We start from the raw sequence: 17,557 nt of genomic DNA on the forward strand, positions 1-17,557 counted from the left end.
TATTAATTTTAATCATAATTATAGAGGAAAGGTGATTGTAATGCACCCTACATTCCATCCTAATTTTGTTCAATTTTTAAAAGAATTTAATGACATCAACGATTATTTCGAATGCCACGAGCTGTTAGAAGACTATTGGAAGGAAGTTGCACCTCGCCAAAAAGTACATTCTTTGGCTGCACTTATCCTACTTTCCACTTCTATGTACCATTGGCGTAGAGGGAATTTTTCAGGAGCACTAAAAACAATGGGTGGCAGTATTAAGCGAATGAAAGAAACAAGTCACTCTCCCTTCTTTGAAACTATTAATTTTCATCGATTATACCAAGATGCTACAAATGCCTATAATTCTATCCAAAGGCAGGAACCATTTTTAGGATTTCAAATTGACATCCAAAACAAGGAGCTTCTTTCCCGGGTTGAGGAGATACCATTCGTAAAAGAAGAAGATCGAAATTTTCTTATTCATAAACATATGCTTAGAGATCGCTCTGAAATACTTGAAGAACGAGAAAAACAGAAAAAAAGAAGAGAAGGCCACTAAGGTCAGTTCTCTTCTTTATCTGCATTGCATTTTTCAAAGAAAGGTTTTATTTCTTCTGTTGGTTTTACAGTGGTGGTTTGTAAAATATTCGACAGTGTTTGAACCATATTTTTGCCAATACCTTCACCTCGATGAGAAGGATTCACAGAAATATGCTGAATGACACCTTCAGTGCCTTCCATACGAACTCCTACAATTCCTACTACATCTTCATCCTTTTTCCAAACAAATAAATGCCAATCTGGATTAGATTCATATTGATGAATTGTTTCTAGCAATTTTTTCAAATCTTTTTCATTGGGCATGAAAGACAACAGCCCCATAGAAATTTTTTCATATGCTTTTTTATAACGACATAACATGTTTTAGACCCTCTTTTAATTTCTTTAAAAGAACTTTACTACCTTTTATGATAATTGTCCAACTATAGTTTAACATTTGGTGCTATAAGGAACCAATACAATGCTCCCCATACTATACCAACTATAAATATAATTAGAAACAAAATAACATTCTTGTTTTTCACTTAGCCTCTTCCTTTCTCTAACGTGAAGGGAAGGTCAAGACGAACAAGGTCTTCCAGAGTTTCTCGTTTCACTGCCAACTGGTGACGACCGTTTTCAACAAAAACAACGGCGGGTTTTGCTATGCGATTATAATTGCTTGCCATTGCATAACCATATGCACCTGTACAAAAAACAGCCAAAATATCCCCTGGTGAAGCTTTTGGTAGTGTAATATGTTCAATTAGCTTGTCACCAGATTCACAGCATTTACCAGCAATGGTATACTCCACTTCCTTGAGTTCTCCCATTTTGTTAGCAATAGCTGCACTGTACTCCGCTCCATATAAAGCTGGGCGAATATTATCAGACATACCGCCATCAACCGCTAAATAGTTTCGTATTTCTGGCACTTCTTTTTCCGAGCCGATCGTGTAAAGTGACGTTCCCGCGTCCCCTACTAACGAACGACCAGGTTCAATCCATATTTCAGGCATATCTAGGTTCGCTTTGGAAACTAAATCTTTTACTGCAATCACCATTTCCTTCACATAAATAGACGGTTCTAATGGTGTGTCTTGCTCCGTATATTTAATCCCAAACCCTCCACCTAAATTTAGCACTGTACAAGCGTAATTAAAGGTGTTTTCCCACTCAATCATTTTAGTAATAAGCTTCTCTGCTGCCACTTTAAATCCGATTGTTTCAAAAATTTGGGACCCGATATGGCAGTGCAATCCCAGTAATTCAATAAATTCATCTTTATAAACCTGTTGGAAAGCTTTATCTGCTTGTCCATTCATCAAATCGAATCCGAATTTTGAGTCTTGTTGTCCAGTCGTAATATAATCATGGGTATGTGCTTCAACCCCTGGAGTCACTCTCAGAAGAACTTTCACTTTTTGGTTGAGTTTAACAGTTAGTTGTTTTAAAAGCTCAATTTCATAAAAATTATCCACCACTATACAACCAATTTTATGCTCCATAGCTAATATTAATTCTTCAACACTTTTATTGTTACCATGAAAATGAATACGCTCTGCAGGATACCCTGCTTTAATAGCTGTATATAGTTCTCCAGCGGAGACAACGTCTAAGGATAAGCCTTCTTGCTCAATCACTTGGTACATCGCAACGCTAGAGAAGGCTTTACTTGCATAGGCAACCTGTGCAACTACATTTTCTTGCTTGAATGTGTCTAAAAAGGCTCTAGCTCTAGCTCTAATAAGAGACAGATCATATACAAACAGAGGAGTCTCATATGTTTTTGCAAGTTCTAAGGAGTCAATACCACCTATTAATAGGTGCCCTTTTTCGTTCACAGCATGCTCTGATACCATTACCATGTATCCTCGCCTCTTTTCCTCATTTCTATATGAACTTTACCATATCGAATAAGGGAAATGCAATGCTATTTGGAGCGATCTCGAACAGGTGATCGTGTTATATAAGGTCGCTTTGCGTTGGTTGGCATCGGAAAACGAATGAGTATACGAGCAAATGCTCTTGGATAAAAAGGAATTAACGGCCATAAATAGGGTACATTTAACGGTTTAAGACTACATATGTACCAAATCAAACATACGGTTGCTATAAAAAATCCATTTACTCCTAAAATGGCTGTCCCAATTAAAATAAACATTCTGAATATTTTAGTCGCTATACTTAGCTCATAGGAAGGGATAGCAAATGTAAATATAGCTGTGATTGCTGTGTATAAAATGACTTCAGAAACAAATAATCCAACATCTACAGCCATCTGGCCAATAACTAATGCCGCAATGATACCCATCGCAGTGGATAACGGAGTGGGCGTATGAATAGCTGCTAGCCTTAAAAATTCTATCCCAATATCCGCAAAGATTATTTGTAGTAAAAGCGGAATGGCACTTTTCTCATTGGGACCTAAGAAGTCCAAGGCATTCGGAAGAAGTTCTGGATGCTTAGACATTAAATACCAAAATGGCAAGAGAAATAAACTGAAGAAAACACCAAAAAAACGAATCGATCTTACTAAAGTCCCTATTGCCGGCGCCTGTCTATACTCCTCTGCATGTTGTAAATGGTGGAAAAGAGTCGTAGGGACTATAATAACCGATGGAGAGGTATCTACTACGAGTAAAATATGTCCTTCAAGCAAATGTGCAGCAGCTATATCCGGTCGTTCTGTAAAGCGAACAAAAGGCATAGGATGAAAGCCTTGAACAAATAACCATTCCTCTAATGCCTTATCGCTCATTGTAAAACCGTCATGTTTAATATTTTTAAGACGCTTCCGAATAAGTTTTAAGTTTTCTTCATTTGCCACTCCTTTAATATAGGAAATTGCAATGTCCATTTTACTCATGGAGGATATTTGGTGTAGTTCAAATCGGAGATTGGTGTCTCTTATTCGTCTACGAATGAGAGCAGTGTTTAATACAATATTTTCGGTAAAGCCATCCCTGGAGCCTCGTACAACCTTTTCGTTGTCAGGCTCCTCAGGTGTTCTACCGGGATAGCTACGTACATCAATCGTGTAAACAGATCCATTTTCTAAAATGAATGTTACCTGACCACTTAGTAGCGCGGCAATCCATTTTTCTCTAGAATCATATTCCGTTATAGAGTAATAAGGAAAATAATGACTCATAATTTCATTTTGATCTAGGTCCTCTTCTGGAGGACATTTTAAAGTGCCGGTCATCAATTCAGTTAACGTTGGACCATCGATAAGACCGTTAATATAAACAAGTAACACTGGAAATTTAAACAAATGGGTATGAAGAATCCCGAAATCATAAGACTCATTCACCCCAAACTTCTCTTTTAAATATGCTTCGGCCTCGGCCACATCCTTAAATAACGGTTTCGTAATAATCACCTATCTCTAGCTTTTGTATTAGCGGTACTACCAACAGGCACTAGCCAGCTCTTTAACTGTGTCAATATCTTCTTTTCTAGCCTTGACACCTGAACCTGGGATATACCTAACCTTTCAGCAATATCACTTTGAGTACAGTCTAGGTAATAACGCAGATAAATAATCATCTGTTCTCGTTTTTCTAGTTTTTCTACCAATTCTCTCAGAGGAATATGATCAAATGACTTTTCAGAACGCTCATCTCTCATTTGGTCCATCAGGGTTAAAGCATCACCACTATCGTTTTCATAGAGTTGCTCCTGCAAGGAAGCGGGATCTCTTAAAGCGTCCGTGGCCATGACTATATCTTCTCTTGAAACCTCTAATATACTTGCTAGCTCTAAAATGGTTGGCTGCCGTTCATGAGTCTTAAGAAAATCGTCTGTAGCATGACGAATTTTAAAATTTAGTTCGCGTATTGATCGGCTTATCTTCACCATTCCATCATCTCTAAGAAATCTCTGAATTTCTCCAATAATCATAGGAACTGCATACGTAGAAAACTTTACCTCATAGGACAAGTCGAATTTATCAACCGACTTCATAAGACCAATACATCCAATTTGAAATAAATCCTCTAGGTCTGCCCCCCTAGAAGCAAAGCGCTGAACAATAGACCAAACCAATCTTGTATTTCCTTCTATCATTTGCTGTCTGGCAAACTTATCCCCTTCCTGCGACAAGGCAATAAGTTCTCTCATTTTCTCTTGGGTCAGTAAAATAGTTGGCTTGTTGTTCATCATTAGACGATCCTACATGATTCTTGAATTGGTACAAATTTCTTCGTGATAGTAACGGTTGTCCCCCTATCAGGAATGGAATAAATATCCACGTCGTCACTGAAGCTTTCCATTATCGTAAAGCCCATTCCAGAGCGTTCCTGCTCAGGCTTGGTAGTATATAAAGGCTCTCTCGCCTGTGTCACATCTTGTATTCCACGCCCATAATCAACGATGGAGACCACAATCTCTCTTCCGCTTCTTTCGGCATGAATTTCAATCTTGCCTACGCCATCCTCTTCATAACCGTGCACTATAGCATTGGTTACAGCTTCTGAGATAACTGTTTTAAATTCAGATAGCTCCTCAATTGTCGGATCAATTGCTGAGATAAAACTAGACATCACCATTCTCGCTAATGCTTCATTCTCACTTTTGGCAATAAAAGATAATGTGATTTCATTGTCCATAAACTATTCCCCCTAACTTTGAAATTATTTCAATTTCTGACTCACTGTAGATGTACGGGCTTAAACCTGCAAACTGAAAAATTTTACGCATCGTTGGTGACGGGTTAACTATAATTGTTTGACCATCAATTGGCGCTAGCTCTCGCATTCTACCTAGAATTAGTCCTATACCTGAACTATCCATAAAATTTAAATCTTTCAAATTCCAAACTAGTACTTTAATAGAGCCATTTTTAATCATTGGTACTATCTCATTCCTTATTTCAGAAGTGCTATGATGGTCTAGCTCACCTTTCAATCGAATAATTACAATTTCGTCTCCTACTTTTTCAACATCATGTTTCATAAAATCGCCTCCTCATAAAGCGCAATTCCACATAGAATTCTATATTCCTTTGCGCCTGACAAAAGTAGAAGAAATCATCGAAATTTAGAAGATTTTCGACAAATGGGCTATACACATTTAGTATGGGAATATTCAACAATTTCTAATCAAAAAATAGACATCTCGTAAAAGTTTTTATAAACTTTTACGAGATGTCTATGGAAGGGCAAATTAAAGCCTATACTCTTTAAAATCTTTTACTCACTGAATATATGGTTAAAATACTAGGTGGTCTAAAAGATAATTTGAAAACAACCATTTCCAACAACTTTCAAATAGCTAACAAAAAAAGAGCGACCAAGGTCGCTCTATTACAAATATTATTCTGTAATTATTTCATAAACTAATGGTGGTGCTTCTTTTCGTTCTGCTTCGATATGAATGTTTTCGTGTAATTTATTCATAACCTCTTGAACATTTTCAGAGTTCGCGTAAATAGTAGCCAGTGATTCGCCTTCATCTACATGGTCTCCTACTTTTTTGTTTAGCATTATACCTACTGCTAAATCGATTTCAGACTCTTTTGTAGCTCTCCCAGCACCTAATAGCATGGCAGCAGTACCAATTTCATCTGCCTCCATATAAGTTACGTAGCCTGCGTTTTTAGCAGACACTTCAAAGATGAAATCTGCCTTTGGTAATAGAGCAGTATCGTCTACTACTTTTTCATTACCACCCTGCCATTTGATGAATTGCTTGAAGATTTCTAGTGCAGAACCATCGTCGATTGCTTTTTGTAGCATTATACGGGCTTCTTCTAGAGTATCAGCTTTTTCTCCTACAACTACCATTTGGCTACCTAAAGTTAAGCATAGCTCAGTTAAATCATCCGGACCTTTGCCTTTTAGTGTGTCAATTGCTTCTTGTACTTCTAGGGCATTTCCAATCGCTCTTCCGAGTGGTTGGCTCATATCAGAAATAATTGCCATTGTTTGACGTCCTACACTATTACCGATTTGAACCATTGCTTTTGCAAGCTTTCGAGCATCTTCAGTTGTTTTCATGAAGGCACCGTCACCAGTTTTAACGTCTAAAACAATAGCACCTGCTCCTGCTGCAATTTTCTTACTCATAATTGAGCTAGCAATCAGTGGAATGCTGTTTACAGTAGAGGTAACATCTCGCAATGCATAGAGCTTTTTGTCAGCAGGTGTCAAGTTACCACTTTGCCCGATTACCGCTACTTTGATTTCATTAACCTGTTTAACAAACTGCTCAGAAGATAACTCCACATGGAAACCATCAATCGCCTCTAGTTTATCGATTGTTCCACCTGTATGTCCAAGGCCACGTCCGCTCATTTTAGCTACTGGAACGCCACAAGCGGCAACTAGTGGACCCAAGACTAATGTAGTTGTGTCACCAACTCCACCGGTAGAGTGCTTATCAACCTTAACTCCTTCAATAGCAGAGAGGTCTATTTGCTCACCAGAATTGACCATAGCCATTGTTAGATTAGCACGTTCTTCATCGTTCATATCCTGAAAATAAATGGCCATTAGTAAAGCACTAGCTTGATAATCTGGGATTGAATTGTTTGTATAGCCTTCAATAAAGAAATTGATTTCTTCTTTTGTTAAAGCTTGGCCGTCTCTTTTCTTTTCGATAATATCATTCATTCTCATTGTCATACACGTCCTTTATTTTAATAAGGATAGGAAGCTTTCACCAAAAGCTGTTGGTTTAACACCAAAGTTTTCAGTAATGGTTGCTCCGATATCTGCAAATGTCATGCGTAAAGGCAATTCTTTTACCTCTGTGAATCTAGGCGAATAAACTGTTAAAGGAACATATTCACGCGTGTGGTCTGTTCCAGGCATCGTTGGATCATTACCGTGATCGGCAGTGATAATCAATAAGTCATCTTCTGTGAGATTAGGAAGCGCTTCCTTCAAGCGAGCATCAAACTCTTCAAGTGCTTTACCATAACCGATTGGATCTCTTCTATGACCATATAAAGCATCAAAATCTACTAAATTTAAGAAGCTTATACCTGTAAAGTCTTTTGCCAATGTCTCGATAAATTTATCCATGCCATCCATATTATCTTTCGTTCTAACTGTTGAAGTAATACCTTCTCCATTAAAAATATCATTAATCTTACCAATTGCCATAACTTCTAAACCAGCGTCTTGTAATTCATTCATTGCAGTGCGACCAAATGGCTTCAATGCATAGTCATGACGATTAGAAGTTCTCACAAAGCTTCCTGGCTCTCCGATGAACGGACGTGCGATAATACGTCCCACTAAAAATTCAGGCGACAGAGTAAGCTCTCTAGCGATTTCACAAATTCGATATAATTCTTCTAGCGGTATAATTTCTTCATGAGCAGCTATTTGCAAAACAGGGTCTGCAGAAGTATATACAATGATTGCCCCTGTTTTCATATGCTCTTCCCCAAGCTCATCTAAAATCTCTGTACCACTTGCCGGTTTGTTCCCAATTACTTTACGACCAGTTTTTTCTTCTAAAGCAGCGATCAATTCAGCTGGGAAGCCGTTAGGATACACTTTAAAAGGTTTGTCGATGTTTAAGCCCATGATTTCCCAGTGACCTGTCATCGTGTCTTTTCCAACAGAAGCTTCTTGCATTTTACCAAAATAAGCTGCTGGTTTTTCTGCTGGAGCAATTCCTTTGATTGGTTCAATATTACCCAATCCTAGCTTTTGCATTTCTGGCATGTTTAAGCCATTCATCTTTTCTGCGATATGACCCAGCGTGTGTGAGCCTACGTCACCAAATGCTGCTGCATCAGGTGCTTCTCCAATTCCTACCGAATCCATAACAATAACATGTATACGCTTAAATTTTTCCATGAATAGTACCTCCTACTTGTTCTATATTAGTGTACCAAAAATTCCTCAAAAATAAATGTCAGACCTCTGACATTATGCACGAGGATGATATTGTTTGTAAACTTCTTTTAATCTTTTCTTGCTTACATGAGTGTAAATCTGTGTTGTAGAAATATCTGCATGCCCTAACATTTCCTGTACTGCCCTTAAATCAGCACCATTTTCAATTAGGTGAGTAGCAAAGGAATGCCTTAGTACATGAGGCGTAATTTCTTTTTTAATACCAGCCATAAGGGCATGTTTGTTTAGTAGTTTCCAAATACCCTGTCTTGTTAAACGTTTGCCACGCTGATTAATAAATATTGCGTCGGTACGTTCCTGTTTAAGTAACTGCGGCCTAGCATTTTCAATATAATTACTGCATGCTCGCAACGCAGCTCCTCCAAGTGGAATAATACGTTCCTTCCCGCCTTTTCCAAATACACGAACAAAGCCCATTGACAAATGTAAATCCTCGAGATTTAGATTTAGACATTCACTTATACGCATACCACTTGCATACATCAGTTCAAACATAGCCAAATCTCGAACACCCTGTGGCTTGGACACACTGATACTTCCAAGAAGACTGTTGAGTTCTTCTACTGACAAGAAGTTTGGGAGTTTCTGCTCCAACTGGGGCAGCTCTAAATGAATAGTCGGATCATTCGATGCCACTTTCTCTCTCAATAGAAATTGATGAAAGGATCGAATAGATGATATATGACGAGAAATTGTCCTTGCAGACTTACCATTCTCCTTTAAATCTCTTAAATGGATGATAATATGCTGTCTTTCTACATCACTTAAACTCTGCAAATGCTGTTTTTCATAAACAGACTTCAAATAATCCGTTAAATCTTTTTTATACGAAATTAAAGTGTTTTCCGCTAACTGCCTTTCAATACGCAGGAAATGTAAATAGTCTTCTAAATGAAGTAGGCCTTCTTTCAAATTTAAAATCTCCTTTTAAAAAATCTATGCTGATAGCTGCAAAAAAGGGAAGGGTAATTTCCCTAATCATTGGAGCTTTTTCATTTAACCTCGCGCTATTACGCTGAACCTAGATAAGTAATTTAGTAACAGCATATCCTTTTTTAACTATTAAAAAAAGGATAGCATATAATAGCTATCCTTTCTGGTTATTTATCTTGGCAACGATGACAAATCCCATGGAAAGTCAGTCGATGATCCTTTATGATAAAGTTCCATTTCTTTTCGACGATTTCCTCTACATCCTCGAGTAAATCCTCTTGAATTTCATCCACAGCTCCACATTCAATGCAAACAAGGTGATGGTGGAAATGAGCAGCGCCCTCTTGTCTCAAATCATAGCGTGATACGCCGTCTCCGAACTGAATCTTATCTACAACATTCAATTCGTTCAATAACTCTAATGTACGATAAACTGTTGCAAGCCCTATATCAGGAGATTTTTCTCTAACTAGTAGGAAAACATCTTCCGCACTCAAATGATCTTCTTCATTCTCAAGCAATACTCGAACTGTCGCTTCACGCTGTGGCGTCAGTTTATAGCCCGCACCAGATAATTGTTTTTTAATACGATCAATACGGCTTTCCATATGACGCCTCCTTAACTACCACTATTATACCAAGAAGTGTTTTCTCATTACAAGAGATTCACATAATAATAATTATTATTTAATACTAATTATTATATACTATAAATGGTAAAAGAATAAACTCTATTATAATAGTAATTATATAGAAGGCAAGTGTAAAGAGATTTACCCGATTTGCCAAAGCCAAAAGTAGAATGCAGTAAACTAGTTGAAAAGGAAACCACCAGAAAACATACGGGAATGTAGTTTCTTGTGTCTGTAGTAAATAACTTGAACAAAAGCCATAAAAGGTTATTTTGAAGGCACAAATAACTAATGTAAACTTTTGCAAATACCGATGCTGATAAAACAGAAAAAACACGACTGCAATCATCAAATGAGGAAAGATAGTCTCTAAAAAACTAGGTGGCCCTTCAAGTAAGACTCTTGCATCCAAAAGGTTGATGATCCATTGCTGCTGTTCTGGTGAACTTCTTTCGAATAATATTAATCCACCAACAAAGCTCAAAACTAGTACGCATAGTGAAATGAAAATAGTATAAGACTGGTTCAACTTGGAATCCCCCCTATCTATTTTCATCTTATGCTTGTACTAGGTTCAAACATGCTTCATTTTAAGTAATCTTTTAACCAAATATATGCAAACGCTGTTTTAGCATCAAATATTTGCTGAGAGATTACCATTTGTTCCATTTCCTCAAGTGATACGTGCAATAGTTCCACAAACTCATCCTCATCTAAGGCAGATGCTTGTTCCATTATTGCAATATCCTCTGCCATATAAAGGTGAATAATCTCGTCAGCGAAGCCTGGTGAAGTGGCAAATGATTGGATAAATTTCATATTAGCACAGGTGTAACCTGTCTCCTCTTCTAGCTCTCGCAATGCCGTTAGCTCAGGTGCCTCATTAGGTTCAATTTTGCCAGCTGGTATTTCAATAATAGAGCGTTCCAAAGCTTTTCTATACTGTTCTACCAAGATAATCTTTTTATCGTCTGTCACAGCTATTACTGCCACCGCTCCAGGGTGCTTAACAATCTCCCTTTTAGCTGTTTTACCATTTGGCAATAGTACTTCATCCACTTGTAAGGTTATGATTCGTCCAGAAAATTCAAGATTGGTCTGCACTGTTTTTTCTTCAAATTTTTTCATTGTTTCGCTCCCTCTTATTTGAATCTACCTAGTTCTCATTGTAACATGTAAGAAAGGAAGTGATAATCTTGGAAAAAAGACAATTAGGAAAAAGTGATGTTTCGATTTCAGAAATTGGACTTGGATGTATGTCCCTGCCATCAAATCTTGAAGAAGCAGAAAAGATTATTCAAACCGCATTAGAACATGGCATTACTTATTATGATACTGCAGATTTATATGATCAGGGCGAAAATGAAAAAATGCTAGGGAGCCTTCTTAAATCTCATAGACAAGAGATAATCATTGCAACAAAGGTTGGTAATCGACCAAATGAAAATGGTGATGGCTGGCATTGGGACGCCTCTAAAGAATGGATTCAAAAAGCTATTCATGACTCCTTAAAACGTCTCCAAACAGATTATATCGATGTATACCAGCTCCATGGGGGAACAATGGAAGACAACGTGGATGAGGTTATCGACACAATGGAATCTCTCAAAAAAGATGGCCTAATTAGGGAATACGGCATCTCTTCTATTCGACCAAATGTTATCAATCGATTTTTGAATAAAAGCTCTGCAGTTTCAGTTATGATGCAATATAGTTTACTAGATAGAAGACCGGAGGAATGGCTTTCCTTACTCGAGCAAAACGATAGTTCACTACTCAGCAGGGGCTCACTTGCAAAGGGCTTGTTGACGGAAGATGAAAATCTAATTCGAGCGAAAAAGGCTGGAGATTACCTCTCCTACTCCAACAAAGAACTATTAGACACATTAGTTAAGCTTAAAGCATTAGATATACCTCTAAATTCGATTGCCCTTCATTATGTGCTTCAAAATGGTGCTGCAATCGTTGGAGCAAGCTCTAAAGAGCAACTAATGGAAACTATAGAAGCGTATAAATCCAAGGTTTCAATAGAAATACTAGAAAAAGCAGCTGAAATTACAAAAAAAGATAAATATACTGAGCATCGAATATAATAACAAAGATTTTAGCCCCTGATGGAACTATACTTAGGGGCTTTTTATGTTTTACCGAGCATGATATTGTATTGTCGTAAAATTTGTGCTGATTGTAGTAAATTAACTAAGGATTGTAGTAATTCAGCTAATGATTGTAGTAAATAAGCTATACTTTGTCGTAATTCACATAGTTTTGAAGCAATTTAGTTGGTTTTATAGAAATCTATGAGCTATTTTAAAATACGGGACGTTGAACTAGAAACTACCGTTATCGTGCAAGAAGTCCATTGTAAGATGTACTCGTTCTTCCACTAAATAATCCCCTTCAATTCTCAATATCGGGCAGTTTAACGAATCCATCCATTGTTCGTGTAAAGCTTTACTCCTCACTTCTAAACCTGCGTAGTCATATAAGGACGCCCATTCGATAAACTTCTTATATTGATCATGCTTAGCCCCACCTACATATATTTCATCCCCGTATCTTTCAAACTCTCTTTTCTCTAATCTTTTTAATCTAATATTTGGTGGAATCGACAAAAAAATGACCAAATCGAAATAAGATTTGAAGTTATCTCCCCAACCACATAATGCCCCTGATAAAATAGAGCTCTCATACTTATTTAGGTCTTCCTTCAGTAGATATCTTCTTTCTCCTACTTCTCTTATTTCCGTATATTTTGTTAACCAGAAATAATCATCCGTATCCAAATGTGTATTGTGAAGAACAGTTGATAATGCTTGAGCCAAAGTAGTAGTGCCTGAGCCTGACGCACCTAAAATATGTATTTTCATTATTATTTCACCCCTCTTTCCATTTTCACCCTATCCATTCTAACCCAATAATTTCTCTTAATATAGTATCGTCTATATTCTTACCGTCAAAATTTCAAAATTTTTTTATTTTTACATAAAAACACGTTACATCTATTTACATTTATTACATAATGGATTACAGTTAATAAATATTAACCGGTTAAAAAGGAGAATTTACATGCAGCAAAAATCCATTTTTATAATTGAAAGCTACGAACAGTTAAAGGTTATTAGTGATCCGTTACGTACTAAAATGCTGATGCTACTAGTCGAACAACCCCACACAGGACATATGCTTGCCCAGGAACTCAACTTATCTAGAGCAAAAATTCTTTATCATCTTCGAGAACTGGAGAAGCACCAAATCATTAAGCTTGTAAGAAAGGAAGAACGCGGAGGAAATATTCTAAAGTTTTACCAAGCTGTAGCAAAGGGGTTCATCCCTGCCGATAACCTATTAAGTTACGTGGAAGCAAAAGAGGCTACTAGACAGTCATATTTGGAGGTAATTGATCGTGCTAAGACCAGAGTTTTAACTGCACCTGATAAATCCTTTGAATTAAATTCGTCAAATGTCGAAGAATGGCCTAAACTCTCTATTCAAAAAGAAGTAAAAGTTAGTAAAGACAAATTCCTCGAATTTACTCGGAAGTATAGAGAGCTACTAGATGAGCTTGAAAAAGATACAGACCTTGAACAGCAAAACTATTATATTATGACCACTGCATTTCAGATTGAAGAACCTATCTTTAAAAACAAACCATAAGGTAAAAGGAGTATATCTATTGAGTAGAGAGCAAGTGTTAAGGGAAAACAAGAATGAATTCCTTTCTTCAAATTTGTTAAGAAATCGAGCATTTGTTTTTTTATGGTTATCAAGTACAACCTCTTTTTTAGCACTATCTACTTATTTATTTGCGGAGCAATGGTATATCATCAAGGTTCTAAATAAAGAAAGTGCCCTTGGGATTGTGATGATGGTAACTATGCTACCACGTATCATCTTTATGACAATTGGTGGAGTATGGGCAGACCGCTATAAAAGATCTCAAATTATGCTTGTTTCAAGTTTAGTAAGATGTGTTTTGGTTATAATTATGGTATTTTTTCTACGAATGGATATTCTTGAATTCTGGCCTCTAATTTGCTTTGCATTATTATTTGGAGTATTAGATGCATTCTTTTCTCCAGCAAATACATCATTACTTCCTAACCTAGTTTCCAAAGATCTTCTTACAAGATCAAATTCATTTATTCAAAGCTCAAACCAAATTGCTATGTTTTCTGGGCCAATGATTGGTGGATGGGTACTTACTGTAGGATCTTTTAGTATTTTATTTTCGTTAATCGCATTCTTTTTGTCTTTGACTTTTGTTTTTTCCGCATTCATAAAGGAAGAAAATCGTAAACAAAACTCCTCGAAAATGGATAGTACGAAAGAGAAATTAAAAGAAGGATTTTCCTATGTTTGGAAGATGCCCTTCCTTAAAAATATGTTGTTTGTTCTAGTTGTCATTAACTTTTTCTTTTTCGGTCCGCTTCTCATGGGCATACCACTTCTAGTAGACAAAGTGATCCATGGAGTACCGTTAGATTTAAGCTTTTTACAAGGCTCTTACCAAGGTGGAATGTTAGTCGGTGCCATAATTGTAGGATTACTAAACTTAAGAAAGAAAAGAGGACTAATAGTATTACTAATCATTTCTATCCTGGGGCTTCTCTTATCTTTACTTGGTCAAATCGAAGCAGTTTGGCAAGGTATTATCTTACTTTTGATGATGGGCGTCCTTTCCTCGATAATTAATGTTTCACTCATCTCCCTTATTCAAGAGCAATGTGATGAAGAAAAAATGGGAAGAGTAATGAGCCTTATTAATGCCTCATCTAATGGTCTTGTCCCACTTTCCTATGGGTTTGTTTCATTAGCACTAATGTTGAATATAACAATTTCGAACATTATGCTTTTATGTGGCATTTTAATAGTAATTATTTCTATAATATTTACGTTGAATTCAAGAGTAATAAAAGAAGTAAATTAGTGTTTGAAGATAAATAGTCCTTATGGAAAGCTATAAAAAAGAGCTGCCCCAAAAGTCTGGTAAACTTTTGAGACAGCCCTTACTTTGAGATTATTTCCATTCTCTTTCTGTGTAGCCTTTTGCTTTAATACCTTCGTTTGTTTCCTTGATGATTGCTTCTCCACCTCGTTTCATGTACTCATCTACTAGGCTATCCCAATCAGAAATCGGTCTTTGGCCAGCAATCATTTTGGATTGCTCGTTCATAATGAACTGAGTTAGATCTGTACCTTTTTCTTGGTTAGTTGGAGACATAACCCCATATGATGGATCCACATATAATTTATTGGCTTCAAACATTTCTTGTAAAGATTGAACCATTTCCTTCATCTCTGGCATTTTGTAGTCATCAGCATATGTGATATTTGCATCTGTTGGTACTTGCTCACGATTGTCTAAGAAATAAGTTGAAGGAGAAAGCCCATCTGATGAGAAGTTTGGCAATTGAACAGCCTGCCCGTCTTCCATGTTATATCCTTTACCTTCTCCACCTAAATAGAAATCGAAATCCGCATTGTCTGGATTTTTCGTGTCTCTTGGATAGAATTTCTTCCCGAAGTCTACCATTTCTAATGCACGGAAAATCTTACCTTCATCACCAGCCATTTTTGCATTAAGTGCTAGAATTCCTGAATAGCCAGATCCGATTGTAAAGCCTTTTGATTTATCAGGTGCTTCAAAAGGAGGAATTGCTACTAAGTGAGCGTCTGGATTTGCTGCTAATAATCCCTCAAAGTAAGCCTCTGACATACCTGAAACGCCACCAACAAATATTCCAGCCTTACCAGAATAAAACTCAGTGTTTGTACTAGCCCAATCAAGTACTGCGAAATCCTTTGTCATCGCACCTTCTTTATAAAGGTTAGCGAAGAATTGAATCAAATCTTTTCTTCCTTCAGAAATGATACCTGGGATATAATTGCCTTCCTCGTCTTGGTGGTACCATGCATTAAAATCCCAGTATGTTCCCATGTTAAAATTCGGGTTAATATTTTCTCCAATTGCAACCCCATAAGTATCATTTTTACCATTACCATCCGGATCTTCCTTCGTAAAGGCAATTGCAACCTTCTCTAATTCTTCATAGTTTGTTGGGATTTCTAAGCCAAGCTTATCTAACCAATCCTTACGAATAACTGGCGTTACAGGATATGGTTGAGAGTAACGAGGAATACCATATATTTTGCCATTCACCTTAAAAGAGTTATAGACATAGTCTGGAATGTTTCCTAGCGTGTCATAGTGCTTAAGATAATCATCTAGTGGCAAGAACGCTCCCTGTTCAGCCCATTGATAAAAGCGTGTATCTGTGCCTGGAAAACCGATTAAATCTGGCATAGAACCGGATGCTACTATAGCAGAAGACTTTTCAATGTAATCTCCCTGAGGTATAATTTCTGGCTTGTAGTCTACATTGAAGCGCTCGTTGATCATATCAAGTCCTGGACTTTTTAGTGGTGGCGGATCTCCAAAACGGAATGTCATCCCTGTAATTGTATACTTCTCTGTATGATCAAAAGGATCTACTTTAGGTTCCTCTTTATTTCCTTCTTCAGTCTTTGTTTCATCTGCAGGCTCTTTCGTTGGTTCAGTTTGGGCATTTTCATCGGTACAAGCTACTAAAACAAGACCAATAATAAGAATTATAAAACCATAAAACCACTGCTTACTTCTCACATTAACCCCTCCGTTACTATTTTTGTTGGCTGGTGAAAAAAATCTGCGATGTCATTACAATAGAAAGTTATCCTTTGACAGATCCAAGCATCACTCCTTTAGCAAAGTGTTTTTGTAAGAAAGGATAGACTATCAAAATTGGTAAGGTGGCTAACAAAATAGCTGCCATCTGTACCGTTTCTGGTGGTGGTAAATTTTCAAGCATGGCTGCATGCCCACCGAGTGCAGCATTAGGTTCGTTGACAATAACGATTTGCCTTAAAATTACTTGAATCGGCCATTTTGCAGGATCATTTAAATAGAGAACTCCCGAAAAATAGCTATTCCAATGACCTACCGCGTAAAATAAACCAAACGCCGCCAAGGCCGGCTTAGATAAAGGCAAGATAATACGAGTAAATATTTGAATATCATTTGCACCATCTATTAGCGCTGCCTCAGTTAGTTCCTCAGGAATGCCCTTAAAAAACTGAGTAATAATAATCAAATTAAAAGGACTGATTGCAACAGGGATTATAAGTGCCCATAGGGAATTTAATAATCCTGTTTCCTTTACAACGATATAAGTCGGAATCATCCCCGCTGAAAAAAGCATTGTAAATAAAACTAGAAAAAGAATTGTACGCTGACCCAAAATGTTTCTAGTTAATGAGTAAGCCATAGTGGTGGTAAACAATAGGTTAACAAAGGTTCCTACTACAGTAATATAAACTGTCACAAATAAGGACCTAACAAATTGATCAGAACCTAGTATATACGTATAGGCATCAGTCACCCATTCCTTTGGCCATATGAGGAAATCGCTATTTAATACATCACTGACGCTGGAAAAAGAAACTGAGAAAATATATAAAAATGGAAATAGCATTGCAGCAGCAATAACTAAAAGAACCGTTCCATTAAAAAAATCCATTACTTTTTCTCCTGAAGATCTGAACATTAAC

The 17,557-nt window shown here is 37.0% G+C and carries 19 protein-coding genes; 4 read left to right on the forward strand and 15 right to left on the reverse strand.

Translation table 11 applies throughout. The annotated features are described in order from the left end of the window. Positions 1-40 precede the first annotated feature (40 nt). A complete protein-coding gene (locus ACQKNZ_RS13015; protein ID WP_151110199.1) occupies positions 41-544 on the forward strand; it encodes a DUF309 domain-containing protein in 504 nt (167 codons plus the stop codon). Positions 545-546: 2 nt separating this feature from the next. Here the strand turns inward: ACQKNZ_RS13015 and ACQKNZ_RS13020 are convergent, their stop codons facing one another. The 12 genes from ACQKNZ_RS13020 to ACQKNZ_RS13075 form a co-directional block, all read right to left on the reverse strand. Then, positions 547-906 (reverse strand): GNAT family N-acetyltransferase, encoded by a 360-nt coding sequence (locus ACQKNZ_RS13020; protein ID WP_144536969.1) that lies wholly within the window; start codon positions 904-906, stop codon positions 547-549. A gap of 164 nt (positions 907-1,070) precedes the next feature. After that, complete coding sequence (lysA, locus tag ACQKNZ_RS13025) at positions 1,071-2,393, reverse strand: diaminopimelate decarboxylase (protein ID WP_144536971.1); 1,323 nt, start codon at positions 2,391-2,393, stop codon at positions 1,071-1,073. A 65-nt stretch (positions 2,394-2,458) separates the two neighbouring features. Continuing rightward, positions 2,459-3,904: a spore germination protein gene (locus tag ACQKNZ_RS13030; RefSeq protein WP_151113699.1), complete on the reverse strand. Its 1,446-nt coding sequence runs from the start codon at positions 3,902-3,904 to the stop codon at positions 2,459-2,461. Positions 3,905-3,906: 2 nt separating this feature from the next. Continuing rightward, entirely contained in the window at positions 3,907-4,692 is a 786-nt protein-coding gene (locus ACQKNZ_RS13035) for a SigF/SigG family RNA polymerase sporulation sigma factor (RefSeq protein ID WP_144536972.1), read from the reverse strand. Continuing rightward, on the reverse strand, positions 4,692-5,138 hold the full coding sequence (gene spoIIAB, locus ACQKNZ_RS13040) for an anti-sigma F factor (protein ID WP_144536974.1): 447 nt from the start codon (positions 5,136-5,138) through the stop codon (positions 4,692-4,694). Before spoIIAB ends, ACQKNZ_RS13035 begins: the two co-directional genes overlap by 1 nt. Then, a complete protein-coding gene (locus tag ACQKNZ_RS13045) occupies positions 5,128-5,484 on the reverse strand; it encodes an STAS domain-containing protein (RefSeq protein WP_144536977.1) in 357 nt (118 codons plus the stop codon). Before ACQKNZ_RS13045 ends, spoIIAB begins: the two co-directional genes overlap by 11 nt. Positions 5,485-5,843: 359 nt before the next feature. Then, complete coding sequence (locus ACQKNZ_RS13050) at positions 5,844-7,148, reverse strand: pyrimidine-nucleoside phosphorylase (RefSeq protein ID WP_144536979.1); 1,305 nt, start codon at positions 7,146-7,148, stop codon at positions 5,844-5,846. A 15-nt stretch (positions 7,149-7,163) separates the two neighbouring features. After that, the gene (gene deoB, locus ACQKNZ_RS13055; protein ID WP_191697441.1) at positions 7,164-8,342 is read right to left on the reverse strand and encodes a phosphopentomutase; all 1,179 of its coding nucleotides are present in this window, start codon (positions 8,340-8,342) and stop codon (positions 7,164-7,166) included. 72 nt (positions 8,343-8,414) lie between these two features. Beyond that, a complete protein-coding gene (gene xerD / locus ACQKNZ_RS13060) occupies positions 8,415-9,314 on the reverse strand; it encodes a site-specific tyrosine recombinase XerD (RefSeq protein ID WP_144536983.1) in 900 nt (299 codons plus the stop codon). Positions 9,315-9,502: 188 nt separating this feature from the next. Further along, positions 9,503-9,943, reverse strand: a complete 441-nt coding sequence (locus ACQKNZ_RS13065; RefSeq protein ID WP_144536985.1) for a Fur family transcriptional regulator — start codon at positions 9,941-9,943, stop codon at positions 9,503-9,505. A gap of 85 nt (positions 9,944-10,028) precedes the next feature. Beyond that, positions 10,029-10,496 carry a hypothetical protein gene (locus ACQKNZ_RS13070; RefSeq protein ID WP_144536987.1) on the reverse strand — a complete coding sequence of 156 codons (468 nt, stop codon included), beginning with the start codon at positions 10,494-10,496 and terminating at the stop codon, positions 10,029-10,031. Between the two features lie 56 nt (positions 10,497-10,552). Further along, positions 10,553-11,095, reverse strand: coding sequence for an NUDIX domain-containing protein (locus ACQKNZ_RS13075; protein WP_144536989.1), 543 nt, complete (start codon positions 11,093-11,095; stop codon positions 10,553-10,555). 68 nt (positions 11,096-11,163) lie between these two features. Here ACQKNZ_RS13075 and ACQKNZ_RS13080 point away from each other — a divergent pair, with 68 nt between their 5' ends. Beyond that, complete coding sequence (locus tag ACQKNZ_RS13080) at positions 11,164-12,060, forward strand: aldo/keto reductase (protein WP_427660038.1); 897 nt, start codon at positions 11,164-11,166, stop codon at positions 12,058-12,060. A gap of 237 nt (positions 12,061-12,297) precedes the next feature. On the opposite strand, the gene ACQKNZ_RS13085 is transcribed toward ACQKNZ_RS13080, so the two are convergent. After that, a complete protein-coding gene (locus tag ACQKNZ_RS13085; RefSeq protein ID WP_427660040.1) occupies positions 12,298-12,837 on the reverse strand; it encodes an AAA family ATPase in 540 nt (179 codons plus the stop codon). Positions 12,838-13,036: 199 nt separating this feature from the next. Here ACQKNZ_RS13085 and ACQKNZ_RS13090 point away from each other — a divergent pair, with 199 nt between their 5' ends. Beyond that, entirely contained in the window at positions 13,037-13,624 is a 588-nt protein-coding gene (locus ACQKNZ_RS13090; RefSeq protein ID WP_144536995.1) for an ArsR/SmtB family transcription factor, read from the forward strand. Positions 13,625-13,643: 19 nt separating this feature from the next. After that, complete coding sequence (locus ACQKNZ_RS13095; protein WP_144536997.1) at positions 13,644-14,897, forward strand: MFS transporter; 1,254 nt, start codon at positions 13,644-13,646, stop codon at positions 14,895-14,897. Positions 14,898-14,987: 90 nt separating this feature from the next. On the opposite strand, the gene ACQKNZ_RS13100 is transcribed toward ACQKNZ_RS13095, so the two are convergent. Further along, positions 14,988-16,613: an extracellular solute-binding protein gene (locus ACQKNZ_RS13100; RefSeq protein ID WP_191697437.1), complete on the reverse strand. Its 1,626-nt coding sequence runs from the start codon at positions 16,611-16,613 to the stop codon at positions 14,988-14,990. Between the two features lie 67 nt (positions 16,614-16,680). Next, positions 16,681-17,553, reverse strand: a complete 873-nt coding sequence (locus ACQKNZ_RS13105) for a carbohydrate ABC transporter permease (protein WP_342578498.1) — start codon at positions 17,551-17,553, stop codon at positions 16,681-16,683. Positions 17,554-17,557 lie beyond the last annotated feature (4 nt).

The sequence above is a fragment of the Psychrobacillus sp. NPDC093200 genome, assembly GCF_050280345.1.
Lineage (GTDB): Bacteria > Bacillota > Bacilli > Bacillales_A > Planococcaceae > Psychrobacillus > Psychrobacillus faecigallinarum.

What these genes read in the sequence shown, in the direction of transcription:
- ACQKNZ_RS13015 (WP_151110199.1), top strand. Translation starts at nt 41, where the DNA reads ATGCACCCTACATTCCATCCTAATTTTGTTCAATTTTTAAAAGAATTT.
- ACQKNZ_RS13020 (WP_144536969.1), bottom strand. Translation starts at nt 906, where the DNA reads ATGTTATGTCGTTATAAAAAAGCATATGAAAAAATTTCTATGGGGCTG.
- lysA (WP_144536971.1), bottom strand. Translation starts at nt 2,393, where the DNA reads ATGGTAATGGTATCAGAGCATGCTGTGAACGAAAAAGGGCACCTATTA.
- ACQKNZ_RS13035 (WP_144536972.1), bottom strand. Translation starts at nt 4,692, where the DNA reads ATGATGAACAACAAGCCAACTATTTTACTGACCCAAGAGAAAATGAGA.
- spoIIAB (WP_144536974.1), bottom strand. Translation starts at nt 5,138, where the DNA reads ATGGACAATGAAATCACATTATCTTTTATTGCCAAAAGTGAGAATGAA.
- ACQKNZ_RS13045 (WP_144536977.1), bottom strand. Translation starts at nt 5,484, where the DNA reads ATGAAACATGATGTTGAAAAAGTAGGAGACGAAATTGTAATTATTCGA.
- ACQKNZ_RS13050 (WP_144536979.1), bottom strand. Translation starts at nt 7,148, where the DNA reads ATGAGAATGAATGATATTATCGAAAAGAAAAGAGACGGCCAAGCTTTA.
- deoB (WP_191697441.1), bottom strand. Translation starts at nt 8,342, where the DNA reads ATGGAAAAATTTAAGCGTATACATGTTATTGTTATGGATTCGGTAGGA.
- ACQKNZ_RS13065 (WP_144536985.1), bottom strand. Translation starts at nt 9,943, where the DNA reads ATGGAAAGCCGTATTGATCGTATTAAAAAACAATTATCTGGTGCGGGC.
- ACQKNZ_RS13075 (WP_144536989.1), bottom strand. Translation starts at nt 11,095, where the DNA reads ATGAAAAAATTTGAAGAAAAAACAGTGCAGACCAATCTTGAATTTTCT.
- ACQKNZ_RS13085 (WP_427660040.1), bottom strand. Translation starts at nt 12,837, where the DNA reads ATGAAAATACATATTTTAGGTGCGTCAGGCTCAGGCACTACTACTTTG.
- ACQKNZ_RS13090 (WP_144536995.1), top strand. Translation starts at nt 13,037, where the DNA reads ATGCAGCAAAAATCCATTTTTATAATTGAAAGCTACGAACAGTTAAAG.
- ACQKNZ_RS13105 (WP_342578498.1), bottom strand. Translation starts at nt 17,553, where the DNA reads ATGTTCAGATCTTCAGGAGAAAAAGTAATGGATTTTTTTAATGGAACG.